Here is a 25,939-nt window from a genome sequence, read left to right on the forward strand (position 1 = left end):
CCGGCTCGAATCAAACGGCGACCGTTTCTCACGCGGCACCACAGACTGATTTGACGGCCGCGACCACACGCGGCACATCCGGGATGGCCGCGTCTTCCAGCGGACGGCTGTAGGGCATGGGCACCTCTTCGCCGGTCACGCGAACGATGGGACCGTCCAAATAATCGAATGCCGCCGAGTAGATGCTGTCGGCAATCTGCGCGCCCAGCCCGCAAAATCGCCAGCCTTCTTCGACGATCACCAGATGCCCCGTCTTTTTAACCGAGGTGACGATCGTATCGAGGTCCAAGGGTTTGAGCGTGCGCGGGTCGATCACCTCGACGTCAAGGCCTTCACGGCTCAGCTGTTCGGCGGCTTCCAGCGCGACGAGGAGCATTTTGGAATAGGCCACGATCGTCACGTCGGTCCCTTCCCGCTTCACGTCAGCCTGGCCAAGCGGAATCGTATACTCGCCTTCGTCAACCTCACCCTTTGTGCCATAGAGCAGTTGCGCCTCGATGAAGATCACCGGGTTCTGATCCCGAATCGCGCTCTTTAACAATCCCTTTGCGTCATGAGGCGTGGACGGCGCGACGACTTTCAAGCCGGGGACATGACAGAACCAGGCCTCCAAACTTTGTGAGTGCTGCGCCCCCAGCTGATGCGCCGCGCTGCCGGGCCCGCGAATCACCAGCGGCACCGAAAGCTGGCCGCCTGACATATACCGGATCTTGGCCGCGTTGTTGACGATCTGATCGAGCGCGACGATGCCGAAGTTCATGGTCATCAGTTCAACGATCGGGTGCAATCCGGCCATAGCCGCTCCGATGGCCAGCCCGGTAAATCCGGCCTCCGTAATGGGCGTATCGACCACACGCTGCGGACCGAATTCCTCGACAAATCCTTTGGTGACTTTGAAGGCGCCCTGGTAATAGCCCACCTCTTCACCGATCAAAAAGATGCGCGGGTCTCGACGCATTTCTTCCCGCATGGCCTGGTTGAGGGCTTCCCGGTAGGACATCAACATGGGCTAATCTTCCGCCAGTATATCGGCATGCAGGCTTGCAGGATCGGGAAACGGGCTCTCGTCGGCGAACTTGACCGCCGCCGCCACGGCATCACCGACCTCCCGCTCGAGTTGCTTCACGTCGGATTCGCTGCACTGAGCCTGGCTCGGCATCGCCTCCTTCAGCAGCGTCAGCGGATCGCGCTTGCGATGTTCCTCCACTTCGTCTTTGCTCCGGTAGTGGCCATGGGAGGGATCGGCCATCGAGTGGCCCATGAAGCGATACGTCATCGCTTCGATGAAACAAGGCCCCTGTCCTGCGCGAACCTGATCCACCACCCGTCGCATCAAGGCCCGCACGGCTAACACATCCATACCATCCACCCGCTCCGCCGTAATGCCATAGGAGCGCGCGGCCTCCGCCACGTTCTCATACAAGGCCACGGCCCGATGCACAGGCGTACCCATGCCGTATCGATTATTCTCACAGATAAAAATCACCGGCAGTTTCCACAGAGCCGCCAGATTGAAGGCTTCATGCGCCTGGCCGCTCGGCACGGCGCCTTCGCCGAAAAAACAGACGGTGACCAGATCCTGCTTTTGATATTTCGACGCGAAGGCCAATCCTGTCGCCAGGGGGATATGCCCGCCGACGATGGCGTAGCCGCCCATGAAGCGATTCTGGAGATCCACCAGATGCATGGAGCCGCCCTTGCCCTGACAGAGCCCGGTCGCCTTGCCGAAGAGCTCGGCCATCACCTTGCCGGGATCCGACCCGCGAGCCAGACAGTGTCCATGGTCGCGATAGGCGCTGATCACATAATCATCCGGACGCAGCGCGGCAATCGCGCCGACCGCAATGGCTTCTTCCCCGATATAGAGATGGAGAAATCCGGCGATCTTGGCGAGCGCATACATCTCCGCCGATTTTTCTTCAAACCGGCGGATCAGCAACATCCGGCGATAGAGGGAAAGCAGATCGGCCTTGTCCATGTCCGCCATTATGCATGTCCACGACAGGACGACTCAACCGCGATCATCGGTCGTCAGCACAGCATGGCACGAATGAAAAACCCAATGTCGAAGGAGGAATGGGATCGCACGGCGATGTTGGTGCGGGCACATATGCCCGCACCAACACGGGAGGCTATTTCACCTGCGAAAAATCAGCATCGAACTGCATGGTCTGACCATCTTGCAGGGTCACAATGATCGCGGTTTTGGCATTGGGGTCAAACGACTCGTACCCGAACCGGGCCGTGAAACGCGACCGGTAGGCGGGACCCGTGCCGTCGTTTTTTCTCCCTCGATCAGCCGGACTGAGATCGACCGGGCGGATATTCTTGCCCTTTTGCTGAAACACGACGTCCGCCTTTTCCGCGAAGTATTCGTCATCGCCGCAGAGTTGCACTTCAACTTCCATATTCGGCATGTCCACGACTTTTTGGATAAACTCGTCGGGCATGCGCACCTCTTTCTTCTGCTTTTTCGATTCGGCCGCTTCCTGCCTGCCGAACGCCTCCAAGCGGTAGCGCTTGGTGCGCAGAATGGCGCTCGCGCCGCAGGGATCTTTTTCGGGATCTGCGCCGACTCGTGTGACGAGTGAGGCCTGCTGCAAGATTTTTTTCACGTCTTCCGGCGAACCGGCTTTCTCCATAGGCGCTCGCCCGACTTCCAAGGCCTTCTTGGCTTCTTCTGGCGACAACTTGACATCGATCGCCCACGCCGGCGCGCTGACTGCCAGCGCCATGGCTCCAACCACCAACCCGATTACCGCTTGAGTGTTTCTACGCCGACCTGCCCTGCCATCATTCGCGCGCATGTCTACCTCCCTGACCTATCTCCAAGCAACGGCGCATTGTAAAAGGATTGGGAAGGCCATTTCAATCTCGCGCGAATCGGGATATCGATAGGCGATTGGGCGCTGCTAGGAACTGAAGCGGTTCCAGTTGGGATAGGGTGTGCGGGCGTACAGCTGCTCGATGTCGACCGGACAGGGCATGCCGCGCTGCTGCAACATCTCAGCGACAAGCCGCAGCGGCAACCCCACGGCCGCGGTGTAATCGCCCTCGATCCGCTCAATCAGCTCGGCACCACCACCCTGAATAGAATAGGCGCCGGCCTTCCCCAGACTGTCCCCCGTCAGCAGGTAGGCGGACAAGGCCTCTTCATTCAAGGGTTTCATCGAGACTGACACGATGGCGATCTGCACCTCGGAGGGCTCAGGCCAGGGCCCCACCAGCGCAACGGCAGTAAAGATTTTGTGCGTCTGTGCGGCCATACGCCTGAGCATGGATTCAGCATCGGCCAGATTGGCCGGCTTTCCCAGCACCTCCGAGCCAAGGCTGATCAGGGTGTCGCTGCCGAGGATAAGCGCATCGGGGCACTGCTCGATGCAGGATTTGGCCTTACCTGCCGCAAATTCGACTGCCTGCTGCTCGGCTGACCTATTTGGCACCACCTGTTCGACAAACGGCGGGGCCGCGACGTCGAAGGGCAGCCCCAGGAGGGTCAATAATTCATGCCGTCTCGGCGAGGTGGAAGCGAGAATCAATCGCATGGGTTACGCAGCGGAGACGGAAGAGGTCTGTGCCGCAAGCGGAACGGGAACAGACGCGTCTCGCTCCGACTGCATGAGGGCCCGGCAAAACTCGGCCACGATCCGCTCGACGTCCTGCACGTTGGACGCTCCGAACATCTTGCCCCGCATCGCCGCGGCATGAGGAAATCCTTTGCAGTACCAGCCCAGATGTTTCCGGATGGACCGGAACCGTTCCAGCCCGGCGATCGCTTCATACTGCCTGGCGTGGTCGAGCATGACTTGCATGCGATGGCTCACCGAAACCTGCGGCTCCCACGCGGTGGCGGGCAACGCGGACAGGTCTCCCTGCTCGCTGAACGCTCGCCTGGCCTGTTCCTTTTCCCGAAAGAACCAGGGCGATCCCAACGTTCCTCGTCCGACCAACACGCCCTGCACGTTACTCTCAGCCGCGCGCCGCACGGCATCGACTAAGGTACCGACATCGCCATTGCCCAGCATCAATGTCTCCGTACCACGGGCGAGCTTGGCCGCCTCGGCAATGGCCGTCCAATCGGCCGCGCCGCGATACATCTGCTGCAAGGTTCGACCATGTACGGTGATGGCTGCGGGACGGACTTCCAACAAATGTTCCACCCATCGCTCAACCACCACGCAATCAAACCCCAACCGCGTCTTGATGGAGAGCGGAAGCAGCCGGCGTGGAACGACGGGCACGCCACACCGATTGTAGTTCAGCGTATGAATAAATTCGATGCGCGAGGGTTTAAAACCCTGGCTGTGAATCGATTGCCCCCCGGCCCAATCCTCCAACCCCTGTCTGGATGCCCGCAGGATGGCATGGGCCAGATCCGGCGTCTTGATCAGCGCCGCCCCGGAGCCTGAAGCCGCGACGCTCTTCGACGGGCAGCCCATGTTGATATCAAGTCCGTCGAACCCGAGTTCGCAGACCACCTGCGCCGCGCGATAAAACTGCTCCGGATCCTTGCCATACAGTTGGGCCACAATCGGCCGCTCGGCCTCACTGTAAATCAATGACGACAGCAGATGGTCCGGGCCACGGCAGATCTCATTGACATTGGTGAACTCGGTAAAGGTGATGTCGGGCCGTCCCTGAGAGGCCACCACGCGACGGAAGGCGGCATCCGTCACCCCATCCATGGGAGCCAACCCTAAGATAGGTTGTGGCAACGCCGCCCAAAAGTTCATGCCCGCGCCTCGGCCGATCCGACCGGCTCGTTCGCCTCGCAATACGCATGGCGTAGCGCTTCGGCCTCATTCAGGACGGTTATGGCAACGGTCGGGCACGTCTCCGTTGCAAACTCAACGAATCGATCGATCTTCAGCAGGAAAAAATCATAGTCCTCCTGCTCAGGTCTCGGCCGGCTAAACCAGAAGGGAACAAACCGTTCCAACGGAAGGTCCGCTCCTGCCAGAGCGCGGCAGGTTTCTGGAAACATGTCGTGCACATCGCCGCCCCAATGCAGTAATTCATGCGGCAGGTAGGTGTCTCGATACCGGTTGAGATCTTCCAGCGATCCGCCCAACAGTGACAGATCTCCCGGAGAGGGCAGAGAAGCAGGCGTGGTGACGAGTTGCGCGTAGGTCCGATACTGGTGCTGCAGAACCGCTTGTTCCTCCGGAGTCAGGCACGGTATCTCCGCAACCGGACGGGCGATCGGCGGCCGTTGCGGGTGCAACGATGCGGGGCGTCCGCGGTGTACCATCTCATCAACCGTTGGTCCAAACCGATCGCAACATTGGCGGAACTCCTCAACGATCATCGCAATCGGCTTCGTATCAACTTCGAGCGCGACGCCTTTTAAGGCTGTCAGGCCGGGATGGGCCAGGACTTGATCCAGCAGGTCGAACAAGACGACTGGAATCGGAGCCCCGTGGGCATCGATCCAGTATGGCAACGCAGGCTCACCCGCGGCGATTCCGGACGCGCGGGGATTCGCAAATTCAGCCAGTCCTGCAACATGGATCTCGATCACCCGCTCCATGGGAAACGCCTCCAAGAACTCGGCGGCGAAATCCTCCAACCGCTGTTGCCGCCAGCTCCCCGTGTAACGATACACGGTCCACAGATGCCCGATATCCAGTACTAAGCCACAGGCCGACCGGTCGGTCACGGCGCGGAAAAACTCAGGAATCGCTAGCGCACCGCAGCCGAAATACGTGAGCGGCGGCATTTCCAAGAGAACCAGCGCCGGATCGATCACATGTTCTCGTGCATGCTGATCCACTCGGCCTTGGAGATAGGCGACGTTCTCAGCCGTCATCCTGGCTGACAACTCCGTATATAAAGGCGGCAGATAGGTACCGACCGCATAACCCGCCATCTGTTTCGTCGCGCATTCATGATTCAGCCAGGCGCTGTGCAAGGCTGCGATCTGCGCACAGGCTTCCGCCACGCCTTGTCGGCCGGAGCCACTGCGGGGGAACTCCGGTTGCGTACTCCACAAGCCCTCACCATGGTAGGAGAGCTTGATATCCGGCAGTTGCCGCCGCACCCACTGCAGAGCAGATGTCGTCGCTTTGAACACTTCCAGGTATCCCGGCTCCAAGTCCGTATCACGGAGCGCCTGAACCAGGTGCAGCAGATCCGGAGAATACACGTCCACGGACAGCCCCAGACCATGCGCAGGAAGGTTATTCGCACGTTGTGTGAATTCGCTTTTCATCAGACCGCAATTGGCATATTTTGGAACAATCATAGTGACTATAGTTCATGTGCAGTCTAAGCGCCTAACCTCTTGGTTGACAAGGGAAGATGGAGAAACGGGTCCGGCACATCCATCTGATATACTTTCTTTCGACGTGGTGGTCGCCGGGCCGCACCGTTAGCCCCTCTCACGGCGAGAAATAGGCTTACACCATGACAAAAACCGGCTCCATGCTCCGCGACAAACCGACTCGTTCCACAACTCCTATGGTGGCCCATATGATGACACCCGGCGTGGTACAGATTCCCGGGGATGTCTCTGTCAGCGAGGCCGCCTCGCTCCTCGATCGGGAACAGATGCCCTGCCTGCTGGTCAAGGACGGCGAGGCCGCGTTCGGCATCATGACCTCCGGCGACATCGTGAAAAAAGTCGTCGCCCAGGGGCTTGAACCGCACGATGTGGAAGTGCGGTCCATCATGTCGAAGCCCGTCCATTCTGTCGAATCTGACCAGATTCTTGACGACGCCACCAGCGTCATGGCCTCCACTGGCACGTCTCTCCTAATCGTCACCAAACAAGGGCAACCGGTCGGCATCCTGACGGCACGAGACCTGGCCCTGGCGCCGAAACGCTGCGAGACCTGCCTTCCCGCAACTGTTCGCGTAACCAACGGCGAGGGCGAAGGCGCAAAACACACCGCCACGATCCGGCAACTCAGCCATGTCGGCGCGTCGATCGAGAGCCGCACGTTGCTGCTTCCCGGCACGAGCATCGTGCTATCGTTCATTCTACCCGGATCGGATTTGAGCTTCTCTCTGCAAGGCACCATTCTCACCAGCAGTTACGAGCCGGAATTCCACGAAGACCGGAGCATGCTCGGAACCTATCCTGGGGTCGACATTCAATTCACTCCCATGCCGTCTACCGACGAATCGAAAATTCGTGCGTGGGTGTTGCAGAACCTGCCGCGCGCCTCGGACCTCTCCTAAGCATCCTCCGATGAATCTTTTGCTTCGAGCTCCCCGGCTTGTTATGATTTCATTCTCCGGCGATACCCGTCCGGAGTTTACCGTGCTGTAGGTGGTCATTCATGAAAAGTCCTGCCCCGCGTTCCAAACCGGTTCCGACCAAAGACGAAATTCTCACACAAATTACCGCCCTTCTCGATCGCCCGGACGACGATGTTCAGGCCGCGCTCATGAAAGAAATCCTCGCGGGCGTCATCCGGCTGTCTGAATCGCAATTGGATGTCCTGGACCTGAAAATCGTCAACCGGGCGCTCAAAGAACTGCGGCATGCCTTCCGGGTATTTCAAGGCTATCGAGATCGCTTGAAAATCAGCGTATTCGGCTCAGCCCGCACACCCGCCGACGATCCGAACTACCAACTGGCGTTTCAGTTTGCCCGGCGAATGGTGGAGGAAGGCTACATGACCATCACCGGCGGGGCCGACGGCATTATGCGGGCTTCGCAGGAAGGCGCCGGCCGCGAACATAGTTTTGGCGTCAACATCATGCTGCCCTTTGAACAGGGCGCCAATGCCGTCATCGCCGATGATCCCAAACTCGTCACCTTTAAGTATTTTTTCACCCGCAAGCTCATGTTTCAGAAAGAATCACACGCGATCGCTCTATTTCCAGGCGGGTTCGGCACCCATGACGAGGGGTTTGAAATCCTGACCCTCGTGCAAACCGGCAAGAGCGATCCGAAGCCGATCGTGTGCCTTCAGGCTCCCGGCTGCGACTATTGGAGCCACTGGAACTCATTTATTGCCGAACAACTGTTGCAGCGCCGCCTGATCAATGCTGAAGATCTCGCCCTCTTCACCATCGTCGATAACGTGGAGGATGCGGTCACGGAAATCCGCACGTTCTATCGGCGTTATCACTCCCTGCGATTCGTTGGACGCCAGCTCGCTATCAGACTCAAAACTCCATTGACGGCGGAGCAAGTCGAAGAGGTGCAGCGTCAATTCAAGGATATGCTGACGGAAGGCACGTTTGAGCAACGGCCGTCGCTTCCGGAAGAGATCGATGAGCCGGGCTTGAAGGACCTCGCACGATTGACCTTTTCCTTCAATCGCCGCAATGCGGGCCGCCTCCGGCAATTGATCAATCACCTCAACCACCTACCGGCGACTGCATAAGTGAATTCAGGCGATGCCGGTAGCCAATCCGGCTCGCCCGTCTCCTGAGATAGCCCTTTAGTCTCCATGAACGGACATGCTAAGGTGGGCAGCCTATGAGCGCAGCCACCATGCGAACGCTGTCTTCCTTTCCTCCCACGTTGATCCTCTATCACGCCGAATGTGCGGATGGTTTCGGCGCCGCCTGGGCCATCTGGCGTCGTTATCCTGAAGCGGAGTACCGCCCGGTGAAGCACGGCGAAGCACCGCCGGCCAATCTCACCAACCATCACATTGTCATGGTGGATTTCAGTTACAACCGGTCGACGCTTGAAGCCATGGCCAAGGACGCGGCCAGCCTGGTCGTGCTGGACCACCACATCACAGCCGAGCAGGCGCTGGCTGACCTCCCCTATGCCTACTTCGACCTCAACAAGTCGGGCGCAGTACTGGGCTGGGAATGGGCCCACGATGAACCGGCGCCCTGGTTGCTGCGTTACATCCAAGACAAGGATTTATGGCAGTGGGCGCTTCCACACAGCCGTGAAATCAGCGCCGCCCTGGCGTCCTACCCGTTCGACTTCAACCTCTGGACCCGTTTCGAACAACAGGAGCTCGAACGGGAAGGCCGGGCCATTCTCCGCTACGAAAACGAACTCGTCACAAAACTGGCCTCGCACGCGACGCTGGTTCGGTTCGAAGGCGCCATGGTTCCGTCGGTCCACAGCTCGGTCCTCACCAGTCAAATCGGCGAACGGTTGTCCGCCGACCATCCGTTCTGCGTGATCTGGCATGATCGCAACGGTCGCCGATACTTCAGTATGCGTTCCCGCGAGGATGGCACCGATGTCGGCGCGATCGCCGCGTCCTTTGGCGGCGGCGGCCATACCCACGCGGCCGGCTTTTCGGTTCCGCTGCAAGCCGACGGTGTCCCCTCGTCGAATCCCCGGCTTCCACGACCGGCAGCTTCATAGCCTTCTTCGACCAGGTGTCACCATGCTACCCCTGAGTGACGACAACCCGACCGAACGCACCCCCGCCGTCACGGTTGCCTTCATCGTCGCCTGTTCACTCGTCTTCCTGTACCAAAGTTCATTAGGGTCGGCTTCCGGCGAAACCTTCGTCTATCAATATGGGGCCATCCCCTCCATCGTGTTCGGCCAGGCATCCCTCCCCCGGGAAATTGCGACCATTCCCGCCTATGCGACCATTCTCACCAGCATGTTTCTGCACGGCAGCTGGATGCACCTGATCGGCAACATGCTCTACCTCTGGGTCTTCGGCAACAACATCGAAGACATCATGGGGCACGGCAGATTTATCGTCTTTTATGTGGGATGTGGAATCCTGGCGGCGTTGAGCCACGCGTTGACCGACCCGACGTCCACGGTTCCGATGGTCGGCGCAAGCGGAGCGATTTCAGGAGTACTGGGCGCTTATTTGCTGCTCTTTCCCCATGCCCGCGTCTTGCTGATTGCCCCCGTGGTGGGGACAACCTATGTGCCGGCCGGCATCGTGCTGGGCTTGTGGTTTGTCATGCAGCTGCTGAACGGCGGCGCGAGCCTGGGATCGCAAGGAGGAGGCGTGGCGTTCTTTGCGCACATCGGCGGGTTCATTGCGGGAATGCTGCTAATCGGCTTCTTCAAGCGGCCGGACGTGCGATTTTTCAAGCCAGGCCGCACCGAGTCCTGGCGATACTAACTCCGCAAGCCATCTCTCAGACATCCAACAATTCGCGGACTTTTCCGGCCAGGTCGTGCTGGCGATACGGCTGCTGCAGGAAATACTTTTTATTCACCCGATGACTGGCGATCGTTTCGTCAGAAAATCCTGACACGAACAATGCCTTCATCTTTGGATGTTGTTGCACCAGCCGCTTGGCCAGCTCCCGGCCGCTGATTTCCGGGAGCGAGAGATGGCTGACCGTGAGGTGAATCGGCCCCTGGTATTGTTGGGCCACGAGCAAGGCCTCCACCGCCGACCCCGCTTCGAGCACATGGTAGCGATGGCAGTGCAGCGTCGAGAGCGCCAGTTTTCTGGCGATTTCATTTTCCTCAACGAGCAGTACCGTTTCAGCGCCTTTCGACAGCGCTTCGGGGAGAACCCTCGTGTCCCGCAGCACCCCGTTACGCTCAACCAGGGGCAGATAGACACGTACCGTGGTGCCTTGTCCGGGCTGGCTCTGTACTTCAACCGTCCCTCCGGATTGACGCACGATCCCATACACCAGCGTGAGCCCCAGACCGGCATGAGTCTCCTTGGTCGAAAAGAACGGCTCAAACATCTGGGCCTGGACATCCAGATTCATCCCGCCGCCACTATCGCTCACAGCAATCCGCGCCATACGCTTGCGGGGATTCTTTTCCAGTTGCTCAGCCGGCAACAACTCTCCGGTCACGACCTCCAGCGAGATCTCGACCCGTCCGCTACTCGGCATAGCATCCCGCGCATTGGCGACCAAGTGTAACAACAGACACTCCAACCGGTCATGCCCGATCTCCACCAATACGGGCGTGGACTCGTCAGGCACCCGCATATCAATCCGTCCGGGAAGCAGACCTTGAAGCGTCTCACGCATCGACACCATCACCGCGCCAAGCGATAACGTGTCGCGAATGGTCGTTTCGTGCGCCCCCAGGGCGAGCAGTTGCGCCGTCAGAGTTGCGGCACGCTCCCCGCTCCGGAAAATAGCCTCCACCGGCCCATGCAGCGGATCATCGGGTTTCAGCCTGGAGACCATGGCTCCGGTCTGAGCGCCGATCACTTCCAACACCTGGTTGAATTCATGCGCCAGCCTGGAAGCCAGGCGGCCCATCGCTTCGAACTTTTGCGCCTCCCGCAACTGCCGCTCCAGGCCGGTGCGTTCCACCCTGCCTTGGCGGATCTCCTGATTCGCGCGGGACAAACCCTGCTTTAACCCTTGCACACGGGTTTCCAGTTGCGTGCGCCGTTCCTCCAGGACCTGCTCGGACTGCTTCAACCCTTGCACATCCTCCCGCAACAGACGGTTCCGCCGCCGCTCGACTGCGACCGTTTCAAGAGTAAGGCCGTAAAACACCGACATGATCAGCAAGACAGGAATGCCAAGCAGATGCCCGACCGCAAGGGTGCCGGATTGCATGGCATGTTCATACACCAGGACACCGTACCCGGCACAGATGATGACCGAGAGGCCGAGCAGGTGTTTGATGGATGGCGAAGATGAGGCAATCAGAAGCAGAAGAAAATAGGTGAGATACAGTTCCGAGCTGGCGTTACCCGAGAGATAAATGGTTCCCGTCACGAGCAACGTATTGATGCTAATCAAGGCGCCGGGAAACCAGGCGCTCTCTAACGCCGTCTTCGGCAACAACATGATTCCGGCGCTGATCAGCATCAGTCCAAGTGCCACCATCCGGCTGACGGTCTGCCCATAGACCGTCTCGTTACTGACCAGCAATTCGTACGACAGGATGCCGGCCACGAGACTCTGCAGAAACATCACCCGAACCCGCGAATGGGAGAGCCACCGGCCCAATCCTCGCATGGTGGGATGCCGCCCGGTTTGATCGAGTTCGGAGGAAAGTGGAACGCTCACCGCTGTGCCTGCCCTCAAGAGAAGACTGTGGAACGAGTCTGGAAGGCAGCAAGTCCCATACCGTCTTTCCATTGTGGCAAGTCATCGCAATTTCAGGGAGAGGAAAATGAAGGATGGCCATGAACGGCCGGTGAACTCTCCTCGTCTCACAAAAACGGACAGTCTCAGACCGGCCGAACAACTTCAATCGAAAGGAATGGACAATATCCAGCCGTGTACCCCGCCGGATCATCGTCGTGGCTGTCGCTTTCTTAGGGTCGAGGCGGAACACAGCGCGAGCGGAAGGTCGACGCGGCGGTGAGGGCCTCCGCGCGCGTAGGAGCGAGGAATGAAATGTGGCCCATTTTCCGCTTTGGTCGAATTGTGCGTTTTCCATACAGGTGGACAATCGCGCCAGGCACACGCAGGAGATCGTGCGCTGAGGGGGAGTGCGTCACCAGTCGAACATCGTCACCGATGAGGTTCAGCATCACGGCAGGACTGAGCAATCGGACTTCTCCCAGCGGCAGGCCGCAGAGTGTCCGCACCTGTTGTTCGAACTGCGAGACGGTGCAGGCATCCAGGGTGTAGTGTCCGGAATTATGCGGCCTGGGTGCGATTTCGTTGATCACCAACCGTCCGTCAGCCATGAGGAATACTTCGACGCAAAACACACCCACCCCATCCAAAACTTGCACCGCCTCGCGAGCCATCCTACCGGCCAGACCGGCGACCCATTCCGGCACGTCTGCCGGTACAATCGTTTGGCGAAGAATCCCGTCCTCATGGACGTTCTCGACCAATGGATAAGTCTGTGAAGCGCCGTCGGCCCCTCGCACGACCAGAATCGACAGCTCGCGTTCGAACGGAAGCCATTCTTCCAGAATCCATCGTGAATCCGGCCTCGTGTTCCGAGCCAACTCCTGCTGCACCGCAAGACAATCCTCCGCTCGAAGGATTTTCCACTGCCCCTTGCCGTCATAGCCGGCGGTAGCGGTTTTACAGACCAGCGGATACGAGGGTATGGACTGACGGCCGAGGTCATCCGGCGATGACAGAGCGGAAAAGGCCGGCACGGCCAGCCCGTGAGTCCGCAAAAACGTCTTCTGTTCGATGCGGTCCTGAATCACACGCAGCACACGGCTCGAAGGACGCACCGGCAGGTCACGCTCCAATTGTTCGCAAAGGTCAGCCGGCACGTTTTCCCATTCATAGGTCACAGCACGGACGCGACGGGTAAATTCTGCACGCGCGTCGGCGTCCGTGAAGGGATGAATGAGGGAATGATCGGCAATCCGGTGGGCAGGCGCTTCAGGATCGGGATCCCAGACGGTGATCGCGTACCCCATGCGGCGGGCAGCGGTGGCGAACATTGCGCCGAGTTGCCCGCCTCCGAGCACACCCAGGGTCGAGCCGGGATCGATCACTGGTACGTTCACGGCTGGCGGCTCGTCCTGGCGCTGCGTGGCGTCGGAAAGGGAGGAGACAATCGGGCGTCGTCCTGGGAATCGAGAACCGCTTGTGTTTGAGCGGCGCGGAATCGTTCGACGCGTTGCCTGATCAAGACGGATTGTACTCCCAGAATTTGCGCCGCCAGGATGGCCGCGTTTTCAGCGCCCCCGATTGCGACTGTCGCGACCGGAATTCCTCTGGGCATCTGGACGATCGACAGCAGGGAATCTAACCCGCGAAGATTTTCGGTGGGAATCGGCACCCCGATGACCGGTAACGATGTCTTTGCCGCCACCATTCCGGGAAGGTGAGCCGCCCCTCCGGCGCCGGCAATGATGACTTGAATCCCCCGCGCCACAGCCTGTTCCGCATAGGCGAAGAGGCGATCCGGGGTACGATGGGCCGACACCACGAGCAGCTCATTGGAAATCCCCAGCTCCTTCAACATGGCCACGGCCTTTTCAAGAATGGGGAAGTCCGATGTGCTACCGCCCAATACCCCGACCAACGCCCGACCCGCTTTCTTGTTCTTCGGCATGGACACCACACCTCTGGCTGAAAGAAAGAATGATGCGGCGAACCATAGCCGTTCTCCAGTGGAGGGGTCAAGCCGATCCCCGACGGAACCCCTCATTGAATTGACCAACTCCTTTGTCTTCCACTATGATACGCCTACGTGTTCTTGCGCCCGGAGGGGTCACGTGCAGCGTATCCGTGAGGGACTCAAAACCCGATTCCGCTCCCTCGTCACCCAGCGGACAGGCCTGGATGAAATGGCCGTCGACGACCTGGCGACCTCGACCAGGCTCCAGTCCTGGGAAGCCGTCCAAATCCCAGAACGGCTTCGGTTCTCGTCACGGCTGGCTATTCTTCTGGTCGGCTTCTTCATGCTAATCGTGGCCTTCGTCCCCTGGACCCAGACCATTACGGTCACCGGCCAACTCTCCGCCTACACCCCCTTTGAACGCCCGCAAGACATCGAGGCGCAGATTACCGGCCGCATCAGAAAGTGGCACATCTTCGAAGGGGTGCGTGTCAAAGCAGGCGACGTCATCCTCGAACTCGACGACTACGACCCGAACTTTATGGCCCCGGATCTCTTGAACCTTCTCGAACAACGGAAGCAGGCGCTGGAGGATACCCGGAAAGCCGCCCTCAGTCGCGCCGATCAGCTCGATAAACGAATCAAAGAAATGCAGAACCTCGTGAAAGCGGCCGTGCCTTCGGCGGGCGCGCGGGTGTTGGAGGCGGAAAGCAAGGTGCGCGAGGCGCGGCAAAAAATCGAAGCGTCAAAGATCGCCGTGGCCACAGCCGAACTCAATGTGGAGCGGCATCAGCAACTGGCGCAGCAGGGCCTGGTCTCTCAGCGCGAACTGGAACTCACAATTCAATCCGCGCTGGCCAGCAAGGCCGACCTGCAGGGCGCGCAGGCCAACTTGAGCGCGGCCGAACAGAGCATGAAGGCCTTGAGTTTCGGACGGGAACAGGTGAGCGCAGAAGTTCTTCAGCGTCTCCTTGACGCAGAAGCGGCGCGGGATGCCTCGATCGGAGAAGCGGCGCGAGCCGCCGATCAGGTTGCGGACGTGTCCCTGCGTCTCTCCAACGCCAATCAACGGCGGGTGGCCAGCCGCATTCTCTCCCCCATCGATGGCACCGTCGTAAAAATGGCGCAGGCGGGCGCCGGCGAAACCGTGCGGCCCGGAGAAAAACTCGTCAGAATTTCGCCGAACAGCGTAGACAGGGCCCTTGAAATGGTGGCCGACGGCATCGATGCCCCGTTGCTCAATGTGGGCCGAAAGGTCAAGATTCTCTTCTACGGCATTCCCGCCATCCCCCTGCCGGCCTGGCCGGAAATGATGGCCGGAACCTATAACGGTGTGATCAAGGTCATTGACCAGGTCGACGACGGCAAGGGCAACTTCCGCTTCTGGGTCGTCCCCGATCTGGAAGAACGTCCCTGGCCTCCGCAAGAACATGTCCGCCAGGGCACCAAAGCCATGGGCTGGGTCATTCTCAACCGCGTCCCGCTCTGGTACGAGCTCTGGCGCCGGTTCAATCTCTTCCCGCCCGACTACCAGGAACGGCCTCCAAGCCTGATCGATACCCTCCTGCCGAAAGCCGGTCGCGGGGCCAAATAACCGGTCCCGCCTCACCGGCGCATGCCGGAGCGCTGACATCCTTCGACCCCTATTTCTGCCTCGTGACCTCAGAAAGGAGTGCGTCTCATGAAGAACTCTGCGTGGATTCTGGTCATTGCCGCCTGTGCGTTCTGCTGGTTGCCGGAAGGGAGCGCCAGGGCGGAGGATGCGGCCAAGTCAAAAGCCCTTCCCCCCATTCCCCTCTCTCTGAATGAGGTGCTCGCGTGGATCGATCGCTCCCATCCCCTCCTGAAGGGGGCCGGCACTGAAAAGGTGTCAGCGCGAGGGAAAATGCTCAAGGCCCTGGGCGCTTTCGAACCGGTCTTGGTGAACGACACGGAGATTGAACGCTTTATCGACAAAGGCACGACCAAAACTCAAAGCGTGGGATTTAACGACACTCTGGTCGAAGCGCGGACCCCATGGGGATTCCGGGGGAGCGCAGGCATTCGGCAGGCCATCGGGGACGCGAAGATCCCGGACCTCGCCTTTGGAAACGGCCAGCAGGTCATTCTCGGCGGCTTTCTACCCCTCCTGAAAGGTCTCATGATCAACCCGGAGAACGCGGAACTACAGCGTTCGGAACTGGCTGATCCTCGCGCCGAGGTCAAAATTTCGCAAACGAGACAGGATCTCTTTCTGGCCGCTGCGAGCCAATTCTGGGATTGGGTCTCGGCCGCCAAGTTTGTGGACGTGCAACGCCGGGCCCTCGGCGTCGCGGAGGAACGGTTGCGGCAGGTCGAGGGCAGAGCCAAGGCCGGAGCCGTGGCGCCCCTCGACGTCGTCGAGGCAGGGCAGGAGGTTCAGCGCCGTCGTGAAATCGCCATCACCGCACAGCGAACCGTGGAGCAGGAGCAATATAAAATGTCGATGTTCCTCTGGGAAAACCAGACGCCCACGGCGCCGCAGCTCGAGCGTGTTCCGGATTTCCCTCCTCCCGCCGCGGCCCCGACGGCAGACATCGTCAAGGCCGATAAGCTGCAAGCGAAAAGCGATCGCCCGGAAATCCGCGAAGTCGATATCGAAGCCAAGGTCAACAATATCGATCTGGAGCTCGCCAAGAATAATCTCCTGCCGAGCCTCGATCTGGAAGCGGCGCCGGCCAGAGCTCCGGAGAAATTTGTGTTGGGATTGGGCTATCGGTTCGGAGCGGAGTTGCGCATCCCGATCCTTCAACGCAGAAGCCGCGGCGAAGTGATGGAAGCCCAGGCGCAGGCCGATCGCCTGGTGCTGGTGCAGAAATACCGGGAACAGCAAGTGGTCGTGGATGTGGACAATGCCCTGTCAGCCATTGAACGCGCGAAGGAGCGGGTGGCGGCGGCCGCGGAATCGCTCCGCATGGCCAAGACCCTGGAGGAAGGCGAACGCTTCCGGTTCAGTCTGGGCGCTACGAGCGTGCTGTTTGTGAACCTTCGCGAACGGAATTCCGTCGATTCGGAAATGCAACTTGTGCGGGCAAAGGCTGATTACCAGAAGGCCCTCGCCCTCTATCAATGGGCAACCGGCTCCTGGGCCAGGAGCCAGCCGTCCGCCGTGCCGGTGAATTATCGGGTCGGCGCGAGCTTCTCCAAATAGTAGTATTTTGCGGTACGCTCTGATAGGTTTTAGCTGGTGCAGGCCTGCGCGGACAGGTCGCCGATACGGCATCAACCGGCGGTCGCCACAGCAAGTCCGGCGGCTTGGTGACAGGTGGCAGGGGTAGTAGGATGGCCCAGGATCATTCCGACAACCAAAGCAATCTGTTCCAAGCGGTCGTCGGCCATCTGGGTCTCCTGTTTCGTCTCGAGCGGCGCATCCTCGGCCTTATCGGCTCCTATTCGATCGCCATCGGGCTCTTTTCGCTGATCGTCCCCCTCACCGTCCAAGAACTCGTCAACACCTTCGCCTTCGCGCTGCAGCCCATCACCATTGTCACTCTGGCCGCGGTCATGGTGGCGGGCCTGCTCTTCGTCGGGGCCTTCCGGGCCCTCCAATACTATGCCGTCGAAGTGTTGGAGCGGCGCATTTTTGCCCGGGTCGCCATTGCCATGGCGCAGCAGCTCCCGCACCTGCGCTATCAGGGATTCAAGCCGCGATTCGCCAATTACTTCGTCGAAACCATTCTTATGCAGCGGGCCGTTTCGGTTCTGCTGGTCGACTTGATCAACGTCATCGTGGGCGGGGCGGTCGGCATGACCATCCTTGTGTTCTACCACCCCTACTTCTTGCTGTTTAACGCGATCCTGCTGGTCGGGTTCAATGTCGTGTTTTTCCTCATGAGTCACGGCGGGCTGAAGGCCGACATGGACATGTCACACGCCAAATACGACACCCTGCACTGGTTCCAGGAAATTGCCTACAACCTGCTCCATTTTAAGTCCACCGATAGCCAGACGCTGCTGATCAAAAAGACGGATCAGCTCCTGGATACGTATGTCGGCGTGCGCAGAACCCGATTCGGAATCCTCATCCGGCAATACCTGGGCTCTCTGGGATGGCAGGCGATCGTCCATAGCGGTCTCATCGCGACGGCGGGCTGGCTCCTGGGAATCGGCCAGCTCACACTCGGACAATTTGTCGCTGCCGAGGTCGTGGTGAGCGGTATCCTCTCTAGCTTCGACGGCGTCGTGAAGCGCATGGGGCATATTTATTATTTCCTGACCGCCCTGACCGAATTAAGCTTTCTCTTCTCGCTGCCTAAAGATCAGGACGCCGCCACACTGTCCATTCCCCTGCCTGATCCGACGGTTCACGGTATTCGAGTCACCTGCAAAGAGCTCACCTTTGCGCCCGCCGATGGCCCGCCTGTATTTGAGCACTTCAACCTGGAAGTGACACCGGGTGAAAAAATCGGCATTTATGCAGATACGACGATGGCCAAAACCGCGCTGGCCCGGGTGCTCGGCGGGCTGGAATCGCCCACCGCCGGCGTCATCCGCTACAACGGCGTTGATCTCCGGCACCTCAATCTGGACTCCGTCAATCGCTTCAGAGGATTCATTCTGGATTCACAACTCTCCCTGTTCGAGGGGACGCTGGAAGAAAACATTGTGCTCGGACGTGACTACATTCCCTACAGCGACGTGCGATGGGCGCTGCGCTTCACGGAACTCGAAGAAGAGGTCGATGCCTTGCCCCACGGCCTGAAAACACATGTGCGTTCCGCCGGAAAAATCTTCGCCCCTACGCACATCGTGCGTATCCTGGTGGCGAGGGCCATCCTGGGGCGCCCGCAGCTCCTCATTTTCGAAGGCATCCTCCACAATATGCACCCCGCGATGCGCGAGACGATTCTCCGCCGCCTGTGCAGCAAGGAGGAACCCTGGTCGGTGATCTTCGTCTCGAACGATCCCAATCTGACCACGCATGTCGACCGCCGGATCATGTTGAACTAGCGGGTTGCCGCGCAGTCACCGGACCCTTTGCATCAGGCTCTCGCTTCCCCCTCACCCGTCAAGCCGGACCGGTCCCCATCCTTGACAGGGATGCGGCATTCGCCCACACTGCGCCCCACCATCCGCCGACACGAGCCATCGCGTGAACCACGACGCCTCTGAATCAACGATCGTCACACCTTCAGCATGGACCATTCTTGCGCGTCTCCACCTCCTGATCGGACTCGAGCGCCGCATTCTGGCAATCATCGCCTCCTATGCCATCGTGATCGGCTCGTTCGCGCTGATCGTTCCGCTCACCGTACAAGAGCTCGTCAACACTTTTGCCTTCGCCATTCAACCGATCATGATTGTGACGCTGGTGGCCATCATGTTGGGCGCATTGCTCCTGATGGGTGCGTTCCGCGTTCTGCAGGGACGAGCGGTGGAGATCCTAGTTCAGCGGATCTATACGCGGCTTGCCGTCGCCTTTACCGAAGCCCTTCCCCGGTTTCGCGAGAACGTGTTTCTTCCCCAACATACCAATACCTTCATCGAAGCGGAGCTGTTGCCGCGCGCGCTGGTTGCGATGCTGGTCGATCTCATCAATGTGTTCGTGTCGGGCATGATCGGCATGGCGATCCTGATCATGTACCATCCCTACTTCCTCGGCTATAACATCTTCCTGATTACCGGTTTTGCTTTTCTCCTGACCTTTTTCGGTCGCGGGGGACTCCGTATCACTCAACAGGTATCGAAACTTCACTACCAGACCTTTCACTGGCTGCAGGACATCGGCATCAACCGGCTCCATTTTAAATCTACCGACAGCCTGCCCCTGTTGCTCAAGAAAACCGATGTGTTCGTTCAAGCCTATGTCATGGCGCGGAAGACACGATCCGACATTTTGACGGGATCCCAATATAAGAGCGCGGTGATATTTCAGGCCTTCGCCCACAGCGGCATGATCGGCCTCGGCGGATGGTTATTGTCGTTGGGGGACATTACGCTCGGCCAATTCGTTGCGGCGGAGGTCATTGTCGGCACCCTGCTCCTCAATCTCGACATCGTCGCCCGGCGTATGTACGCCGCAATTTATGCCGCCACCTCCTTGCAGGAGCTCTCCGACCTGTTCGAGATGCCGAAAGAAGAGATCTCCGGTCCGATCGCCGCCTGGCTGCCGAATCCCACGCTGCAGGGCGTACGCCTGACGTGCAAAGACGTATCCTTTGCCAGCCCGGACGGACCGATGCTGTTCGATCATTTCAACCTGGAAGTGTTGCCGGGCGAAAAGATCAGCGTGCTCACAGGAACAAGCAAAAGCAAAACGTCCCTGGCGCTTCTCCTCGCCGGACTCTATCATCCCGCCAGCGGAGTCATTCGCTACAACGACATCGACCTGCGCGACGTGTCACTCAATTATGTGAATTGTTGCCGGGGCTTGATGCTCGATTCCCACCCCACCCTGTTCGATGGTACCCTGGAGGAGAATGTGACGCTCCAGCGCCCGTCGATTCAATTCGCGGATTTGAGCTGGGCGCTCCGGTTCGTGGAGCTTGAAGAAGAGATCGACGCGTTGCCCCAAGGCCTGGAAACGGTCGTGCACGGGAACGGCACCAACTTAAGCCGCAGCCAGGTTCTTCGCATTCTTCTGGCCAGGATGATCATCACCCGGCCGGAATTGCTGATTTTCAACGGCAGTCTTCACAATATCGATCCGGCCCTGCGACTGACTCTGTTGCGAAGGCTCTGCTCAAAAGAGGAGCCCTGGTCCGTCGTGTTCGTCTCCAATGATCCGGAAGTCGGTCAACTGGTCGAGCGACGTGTCATCCTCGATTGACCGGCATTTCTCAAAAACCAACCTCAATTTCTTTCTTTAGGCGCGATCTGCTAGACTGAGTGGGCTGAACCACGCGGGCCATCCACGCCGCCTCCGGTCGGAAGGGGACATTTGTGTCGCTTGCCTCACGCTTTAAACTGTCCTTTCCCAGCGCCAATCAATTGATCATCAGCATCCTGATCGCAGGACTGGGATGGATCAGTGGGCAGGCCCTCAGTCGTATCGACCAGGACCTGCGCATCATGTATACCGAGTACACGCTCGGAGCCGCCGACCTCGCCCATATCTCCGCCGACGTCATCCGCTACCGCAACACCATCATCCGGTCGTTGGAAGCGGAAAATCAGACCGTCTTTGAACGCATCACCGAGTCGCTCCCGGCGCAACGAGCGCGCATCCAGCACGCGGTGGATCGTTATGCCGCAGCCGGCCTGCGCGTGTCGCGTAGCGGACGCAGCGAAGAAAAAGACATCCAGGCCGTGCGTGACAGCCTCGACCAATACTTCCATGTCGCCAGCCAGACGATCGATCTGCTGGCGCAGGAATGGAAAGCGGGATCGCCGAAAGAGGCGTCGCAACTTCGGCGCAAAGCTGAAATCCATGCAGCCGACAACGGCGGGCCCAAAGTGATGCAAGTCAGCCTGGCCTTGGACCGTCTGTTGGAGACCGTGGCGGAAGTGGCCAAAGACATGCGCGACGAAGGCACCAAAACCATCCGCTCGACCAGCTATTGGATTGTGGGAGGGAGTTTTTTTATCGCCCTGTTGAATCTGTTCCTCAGTCGAACCGCGAGATCGCCGCAACTGCCCGCATCCAGACCTGAAGAATCCATCGGTTCCGGCTTGAACCTGCCGGGTGACCATCCCAATTCGGCGCTCCGGGCCGATTAGGCGGCTGCTTGCCCCCCTCACATCGATGATTCGGGCGGCCGGCCCAACGCCTGGAACAGTCGACGACGTTCCTCCTGACTCAAGTCCATCCACTGCCCCGCATGAAGCCCTTCTATGGTGATGTGCATCATCCGCACGCGATGTAGTGACACCACCCGGTAGCCGAGCGCCTGGCACATGCGTCGAATCTGACGATTCCGCCCCTCGGTCAGGATGATCCGGAATCGTCGGGGCCCCAATCGCGCCATGAGACAAGGCCGCGTACGCTCCCCTAATATGACCACGCCCTGTGCCATCTGCGAGAGAAAGGGTTCATCAAACTCGCGATCAACTTCCACGCGATATTCCCGCTCATGCCCGTGCTCAACCCGCAAGATTTCGTTGACGATATCCCCGTCATTGGTGAGGAGAATGAGACCGGACGAATCCTTGTCGAGACGTCCGATCGGGAAGATCCTGGCAGCATGGCCGATTTCGGAGATGATGTTCCGCGGCACATGCAGTTCGGTGGTGGTCGTCACCCCGACGGGCTTGTGATATTTGATGTAGACGACGCGGTTGCCCCGCTGCAGCACTGTTCCGTCACGCGCCACCAGATCCTGCGGCGAGACCTGATCCCCGAGCTTGGCCACCATGCCGTTGATCGTGACTCGACCTTCGGCAATCAGTCGATCAGCTTCCCGTCGTGAACACAGGCCCTGCTCGGTGAAGAATTTATTGATGCGCATGGCGGGAAATGAACTCGCGTGAGCAGTCCCTCGTAAAGCGTAGTTCGTCTCTCGTAAAGAGGATGTGGACAACAGCCTCGACCGAAACAGGCAGGCACAGATCCGTCATGACCTGTGTGCCAAGTCATGAGCGATACATTCCGCGCTCTAACAAGAACCGCTTCACAATATGAGAGTCACTGCACACGCCGGCCGGCTCGAATCCGTCCCAGCATGCGGTAGATCAAGCGGGCAATGCTGAACTGGGGAGCGACGAAGCCTTCAATCGGGGCGATCTCGCTGATGTCCATGCCGACGATGCCAGGCCCGTTCGCCAGGGCCGTCACCAGCGCGAGGGTATCGTACCACCCCAGCCCGCCCGGTTCCGGTGTTCCCAATGCCGGAACAAGGGACGCATCCAGCCCATCACAATCGAAGGTGAGATACACCGGCCCGGTGCACGCAGCCACCACCTCGGGGATCCAGCGAGCGGCCCGCCCCTCGTAGGGCTCGGACGGATCCAGAATCGAGGCGGCAAAAAACGTCTTGATCTGGGGAGTCTTGTCGATAAGCTCGATTTCTTCCGGGCTGATCGACCGGATGCCGACCTGCACGAGCGGCAACCCGTCTTGCACCACTCTGGCCATAACACTGGCGTGACTGTAAGGGTTGCCCTGATAGGCCTGACGGAGATCGCCATGGGCGTCGATTTGTACGACGGTCATTCCCGGGTAGGCCCGCGCATGCGCGCGAATGGCGCCTAAGGCGCCGGTATGCTCGCCGGTCAGAGTCACCAGAAACTTCCCTCGACCGACATGCGGCGCCACAAACTCCTGAATGGCCTGCACGGCCTGGCCATCCACCAGCCCGGCAAGGTTTAACGTGGCGGCCGTGGCGACCCCGCCCCACTCGCGATACGGCTCGTACCGCAGCTGCTCATCATACAGTTCGACTTGTTGGGAGGCTTCAATGATAGCGGAGGGGCCTCGATCGGAACCGAGGATATAACTTGAGGTGTGCTCGTAAGGAGCCGGCAGTACGTAGACTCCGGCCTGATCAGGATGACACCAGGGTTCGTCGATCCCGAGGAAATTGTCGGCTTGCCCAAGCCATCCGGTCGGGAGCGTCATACCTGCCGCTAGGCCTTGTTCAGAAGGCTCTTGGGGATGTTTTCCGTCGGGATAAACACCGCCAACGCGATGACGCAGGTCCAGCGGTTCGGCCGGCCGACGGCAGATTGCGTGATGTTGAGGGTCCGGACGATTTTTCCGCCCATCTTGAAGACCTGCTCGCGCTCTTTCCAGGCCACATCCGGATCGAACTCGATCCCTTGGGTGGTGGCGAGCATCTGAGCCGCCAGGTCTTCCGTGTATTCACCGGATTCTTCGTCCGTTTCACCGTAGGCATGGTGCTCGGAAAGATACCCATAGGTATCACGATCCGTCGGAATCGCCAAGCCGATGGATGCGGAGATCAGCCGGTTGCGTTCGTTGGTCTCGGACCGGGCCATGACACAAAAGGTGATTTCCCCTGGATTCAACAATTTCTCGCCGCGTTTGCGCGGAAGGATTTTGCAGTTGGGCGGAAGAATGGACGAGACGCTGACGAGGTTACAATAGGCCACGCCGGCACTGCGCAAGGCCTGCTCGAACGCAGCCAGCTTTTCCTTGTGCACTCCGACGCCCCTCGTCAAAAACATGTGTGTTGGTACCATGTAGGTCTCCCTCTTCATCCCGCGTCGAACGCACTCCGCGTGAGTGTTCGATGAATTGTCACAAGGCCTTGGCCGCGCGTGTGATCACGCGCCGACACGCGCGAAAGTTGTATCAAGTTTGTTCCGCATCCGCAATACGGCGAGAGGGTTTTTTTGCCCTGCCGGCGCTTTCTTTCACGGGCGCCGGAGGTTCACGACCAGCAATTTGGGCTCGGTCATATCCTCGATCGCATACCGCAGGCCTTCGCGTCCGATGCCGGAATCTTTGATGCCGCCGTAGGGCATGTGATCCGCACGGAAGGTGGGAATCTCATTCGCCAACACTCCGCCAACCTCCAACCGTTCGAATGCCTGAAAAATGCGCCCGATATGGTTGGTGAAGATTCCCGCTTGCAACCCATAGTCCGAGTCATTGACGGCGTTCAACGCCGCCTCAAACTCACGATAGGGCGTAATGGTGACCAACGGCCCGAAGACTTCCCGGCAGGACACGTTCATCGCGGGGGCCACCTGGGATAACACGGTTGGACGCACCACCGATCCCTCACGCGGTCCGCCAGACAGCAGGCGCGCGCCTTGCGCAACCGCTTCGCCAATCCAACCCTCGATGCGCTGCGCGGCGCCGGCGTCGATCAACGGACCCACCACGGTGCGCTCGTCGCCCGGATCCCCGGTCGCCAACCCACGCACCCGGGCCACGAGCTTTTCGGTAAACGACTCGGCGACGGACTCGTGCACAAAGATCCGCTGAACGGAAATACAGGTCTGCCCCGCATACGTGAACCCGCCGGTGACGCAGCGCTGGGCCGCGTACTCCAAATCCGCGTCAGGTTCGATGATCACGGCGGCGTTGCCGCCCAATTCAAGGACGACCTTTTTCTTGCCGCACTTGGCCTTCAGCATCCAGCCGACGGGCGCGCTCCCGGTGAAACTCAACAATTTGAAGCGGGGATCGACCGCCAATTGTTCCGCGACAATATTGTCGCAGGGCAGCACATTGAGCCCCCCCGGCGGCACACCGGCCTTGAGCAGCACATCGCCAAGCAGGAGCGCCGTCAGCGGGGTCTGAGGAGCCGGCTTGATCACAATCGAGTTGCCCGCCGCCAGGGCCGGAGCCACCTTGTGCACGACGAGATTGAGTGGAAAATTGAACGGGGTAATACCGAGAATCGGACCGATGGGGAACCGCCGCGTCACCCCCCAATAGGATTCCATTCCCGGCGACCAATCCAGCGGCACCACCTCGCCGCCGATTCGTTTGGCTTCTTCTCCGGCAATGGACAGGGTCTGAATGGCACGACCGACTTCACGACGGGCATCAGTCAGAGGTTTGCCGGCTTCCGCCGTCATGGTACGCGCGAATTCTTCCTGGCGCGCCTGCAGCGCCTGGGCCGCGGTGGCAAGCAGCGTCGACCGCGCATAGCCCGACAAGCGGCGCATCGCCGCCGCACCCTCGACCGAAGACTGCATCGCCGATTCCGCATCCGCAGGACTCGCCTGGCAGACATGGGCAATCGTCTCGCCTGTGTAGGGATTGCGTACAGGGGCGACCGTCGTGGACTGAGACCAGCGGCCGCCGACTAGGAATGGACGTCCATCTTCCAACGGACCAACTCCCGGAGAGGAATATTCGCTACTGGACAGACTCCACAGGAGGCGTCACGGAAGCGGCCGCGCTGAGCGCCGCGCCTTCTTGTTGAGCGGCCACCGCTTTGGCGATCAACTCGGCGGTTCCCCAATCCTGCACCGCCGCCAGGGTAAACGCTTCGTATGTCGAGACCCCGTGACAGGTCGGACAGGCAGGCATGGGTACCTTTCGGCAAAACGCCTCGCTCAAACAGGACATGCACACATACAGATCCGCCTCTCCATCCTTTGCAGGCACCGTCCAAAAAGCTTGTTTCGACCCCATAGTGCAGTTCCCTCTTTCCTGGCTAAACGATACATCTCGTCACGCTAGTCACCACGCTG

At 59.6% G+C, this 25,939-nt stretch carries 23 protein-coding genes; 9 read left to right on the forward strand and 14 right to left on the reverse strand.

All coding sequences use genetic code 11. The annotated features are described in order from the left end of the window. Positions 1-28: 28 nt before the first annotated feature. The 6 genes from GDA65_01530 to GDA65_01555 form a co-directional block, all read right to left on the reverse strand. Positions 29-1,006: a pyruvate dehydrogenase complex E1 component subunit beta gene (locus tag GDA65_01530; GenBank protein ID MBA5861381.1), complete on the reverse strand. Its 978-nt coding sequence runs from the start codon at positions 1,004-1,006 to the stop codon at positions 29-31. Positions 1,007-1,009: 3 nt separating this feature from the next. Continuing rightward, entirely contained in the window at positions 1,010-1,987 is a 978-nt protein-coding gene (pdhA, locus tag GDA65_01535; protein MBA5861382.1) for a pyruvate dehydrogenase (acetyl-transferring) E1 component subunit alpha, read from the reverse strand. 145 nt (positions 1,988-2,132) lie between these two features. Then, positions 2,133-2,807, reverse strand: a complete 675-nt coding sequence (locus GDA65_01540; GenBank protein ID MBA5861383.1) for a hypothetical protein — start codon at positions 2,805-2,807, stop codon at positions 2,133-2,135. A gap of 105 nt (positions 2,808-2,912) precedes the next feature. Next, positions 2,913-3,545, reverse strand: coding sequence for a septum formation protein Maf (gene maf / locus GDA65_01545; GenBank protein MBA5861384.1), 633 nt, complete (start codon positions 3,543-3,545; stop codon positions 2,913-2,915). 3 nt (positions 3,546-3,548) lie between these two features. After that, the gene (locus GDA65_01550) at positions 3,549-4,733 is read right to left on the reverse strand and encodes a hypothetical protein (GenBank protein ID MBA5861385.1); all 1,185 of its coding nucleotides are present in this window, start codon (positions 4,731-4,733) and stop codon (positions 3,549-3,551) included. Continuing rightward, positions 4,730-6,244, reverse strand: coding sequence for a DUF692 family protein (locus GDA65_01555; GenBank protein MBA5861386.1), 1,515 nt, complete (start codon positions 6,242-6,244; stop codon positions 4,730-4,732). The genes GDA65_01550 and GDA65_01555 overlap by 4 nt, the downstream gene beginning before the upstream one ends. Before the next feature lie 161 nt (positions 6,245-6,405). Here GDA65_01555 and GDA65_01560 point away from each other — a divergent pair, with 161 nt between their 5' ends. From GDA65_01560 to GDA65_01575, 4 genes are all read left to right on the forward strand, one after another. Next, complete coding sequence (locus GDA65_01560) at positions 6,406-7,182, forward strand: CBS domain-containing protein (GenBank protein ID MBA5861387.1); 777 nt, start codon at positions 6,406-6,408, stop codon at positions 7,180-7,182. Positions 7,183-7,283: 101 nt separating this feature from the next. Then, positions 7,284-8,339 carry a TIGR00730 family Rossman fold protein gene (locus GDA65_01565; protein ID MBA5861388.1) on the forward strand — a complete coding sequence of 352 codons (1,056 nt, stop codon included), beginning with the start codon at positions 7,284-7,286 and terminating at the stop codon, positions 8,337-8,339. Between the two features lie 95 nt (positions 8,340-8,434). Next, positions 8,435-9,292, forward strand: coding sequence for a phosphoesterase (locus tag GDA65_01570; protein MBA5861389.1), 858 nt, complete (start codon positions 8,435-8,437; stop codon positions 9,290-9,292). 22 nt (positions 9,293-9,314) lie between these two features. Then, positions 9,315-10,019: a rhomboid family intramembrane serine protease gene (locus tag GDA65_01575; GenBank protein MBA5861390.1), complete on the forward strand. Its 705-nt coding sequence runs from the start codon at positions 9,315-9,317 to the stop codon at positions 10,017-10,019. 16 nt (positions 10,020-10,035) lie between these two features. Here GDA65_01575 and GDA65_01580 read toward each other — a convergent pair whose 3' ends face one another. The 3 genes from GDA65_01580 to purE form a co-directional block, all read right to left on the reverse strand. Further along, positions 10,036-11,967: a response regulator gene (locus GDA65_01580; protein ID MBA5861391.1), complete on the reverse strand. Its 1,932-nt coding sequence runs from the start codon at positions 11,965-11,967 to the stop codon at positions 10,036-10,038. Between the two features lie 179 nt (positions 11,968-12,146). After that, positions 12,147-13,313, reverse strand: a complete 1,167-nt coding sequence (locus tag GDA65_01585) for a 5-(carboxyamino)imidazole ribonucleotide synthase (protein ID MBA5861392.1) — start codon at positions 13,311-13,313, stop codon at positions 12,147-12,149. Beyond that, positions 13,310-13,864 (reverse strand): 5-(carboxyamino)imidazole ribonucleotide mutase, encoded by a 555-nt coding sequence (purE, locus tag GDA65_01590; protein ID MBA5861393.1) that lies wholly within the window; start codon positions 13,862-13,864, stop codon positions 13,310-13,312. Before purE ends, GDA65_01585 begins: the two co-directional genes overlap by 4 nt. A gap of 13 nt (positions 13,865-13,877) precedes the next feature. Between purE and GDA65_01595 the strand changes: the two genes are divergently transcribed. From GDA65_01595 to GDA65_01615, 5 genes are all read left to right on the forward strand, one after another. Beyond that, positions 13,878-15,464: a biotin/lipoyl-binding protein gene (locus GDA65_01595; protein MBA5861394.1), complete on the forward strand. Its 1,587-nt coding sequence runs from the start codon at positions 13,878-13,880 to the stop codon at positions 15,462-15,464. 87 nt (positions 15,465-15,551) lie between these two features. Then, on the forward strand, positions 15,552-17,039 hold the full coding sequence (locus GDA65_01600; GenBank protein ID MBA5861395.1) for a TolC family protein: 1,488 nt from the start codon (positions 15,552-15,554) through the stop codon (positions 17,037-17,039). A 131-nt stretch (positions 17,040-17,170) separates the two neighbouring features. Beyond that, positions 17,171-18,838, forward strand: coding sequence for an ATP-binding cassette domain-containing protein (locus tag GDA65_01605; protein ID MBA5861396.1), 1,668 nt, complete (start codon positions 17,171-17,173; stop codon positions 18,836-18,838). 142 nt (positions 18,839-18,980) lie between these two features. Beyond that, the gene (locus GDA65_01610; GenBank protein MBA5861397.1) at positions 18,981-20,657 is read left to right on the forward strand and encodes an ATP-binding cassette domain-containing protein; all 1,677 of its coding nucleotides are present in this window, start codon (positions 18,981-18,983) and stop codon (positions 20,655-20,657) included. Between the two features lie 80 nt (positions 20,658-20,737). Then, positions 20,738-21,547, forward strand: a complete 810-nt coding sequence (locus GDA65_01615) for a hypothetical protein (GenBank protein ID MBA5861398.1) — start codon at positions 20,738-20,740, stop codon at positions 21,545-21,547. Positions 21,548-21,564: 17 nt separating this feature from the next. Here GDA65_01615 and GDA65_01620 read toward each other — a convergent pair whose 3' ends face one another. From GDA65_01620 to GDA65_01640, 5 genes are all read right to left on the reverse strand, one after another. Then, entirely contained in the window at positions 21,565-22,275 is a 711-nt protein-coding gene (locus tag GDA65_01620) for a pseudouridine synthase (protein MBA5861399.1), read from the reverse strand. Positions 22,276-22,451: 176 nt separating this feature from the next. Further along, positions 22,452-23,384: an agmatinase gene (gene speB, locus GDA65_01625; GenBank protein ID MBA5861400.1), complete on the reverse strand. Its 933-nt coding sequence runs from the start codon at positions 23,382-23,384 to the stop codon at positions 22,452-22,454. An 8-nt stretch (positions 23,385-23,392) separates the two neighbouring features. Then, positions 23,393-23,968: an arginine decarboxylase, pyruvoyl-dependent gene (locus GDA65_01630; protein MBA5861401.1), complete on the reverse strand. Its 576-nt coding sequence runs from the start codon at positions 23,966-23,968 to the stop codon at positions 23,393-23,395. Positions 23,969-24,142: 174 nt separating this feature from the next. After that, positions 24,143-25,573: an aldehyde dehydrogenase family protein gene (locus tag GDA65_01635; protein MBA5861402.1), complete on the reverse strand. Its 1,431-nt coding sequence runs from the start codon at positions 25,571-25,573 to the stop codon at positions 24,143-24,145. 28 nt (positions 25,574-25,601) lie between these two features. After that, positions 25,602-25,880 (reverse strand): hypothetical protein, encoded by a 279-nt coding sequence (locus tag GDA65_01640; protein ID MBA5861403.1) that lies wholly within the window; start codon positions 25,878-25,880, stop codon positions 25,602-25,604. Between the last annotated feature and the right edge of the window lie 59 nt (positions 25,881-25,939).

This window comes from Nitrospira sp. CR1.1 (genome assembly GCA_014055465.1).
Classification (GTDB): domain Bacteria; phylum Nitrospirota; class Nitrospiria; order Nitrospirales; family Nitrospiraceae; genus Nitrospira_A.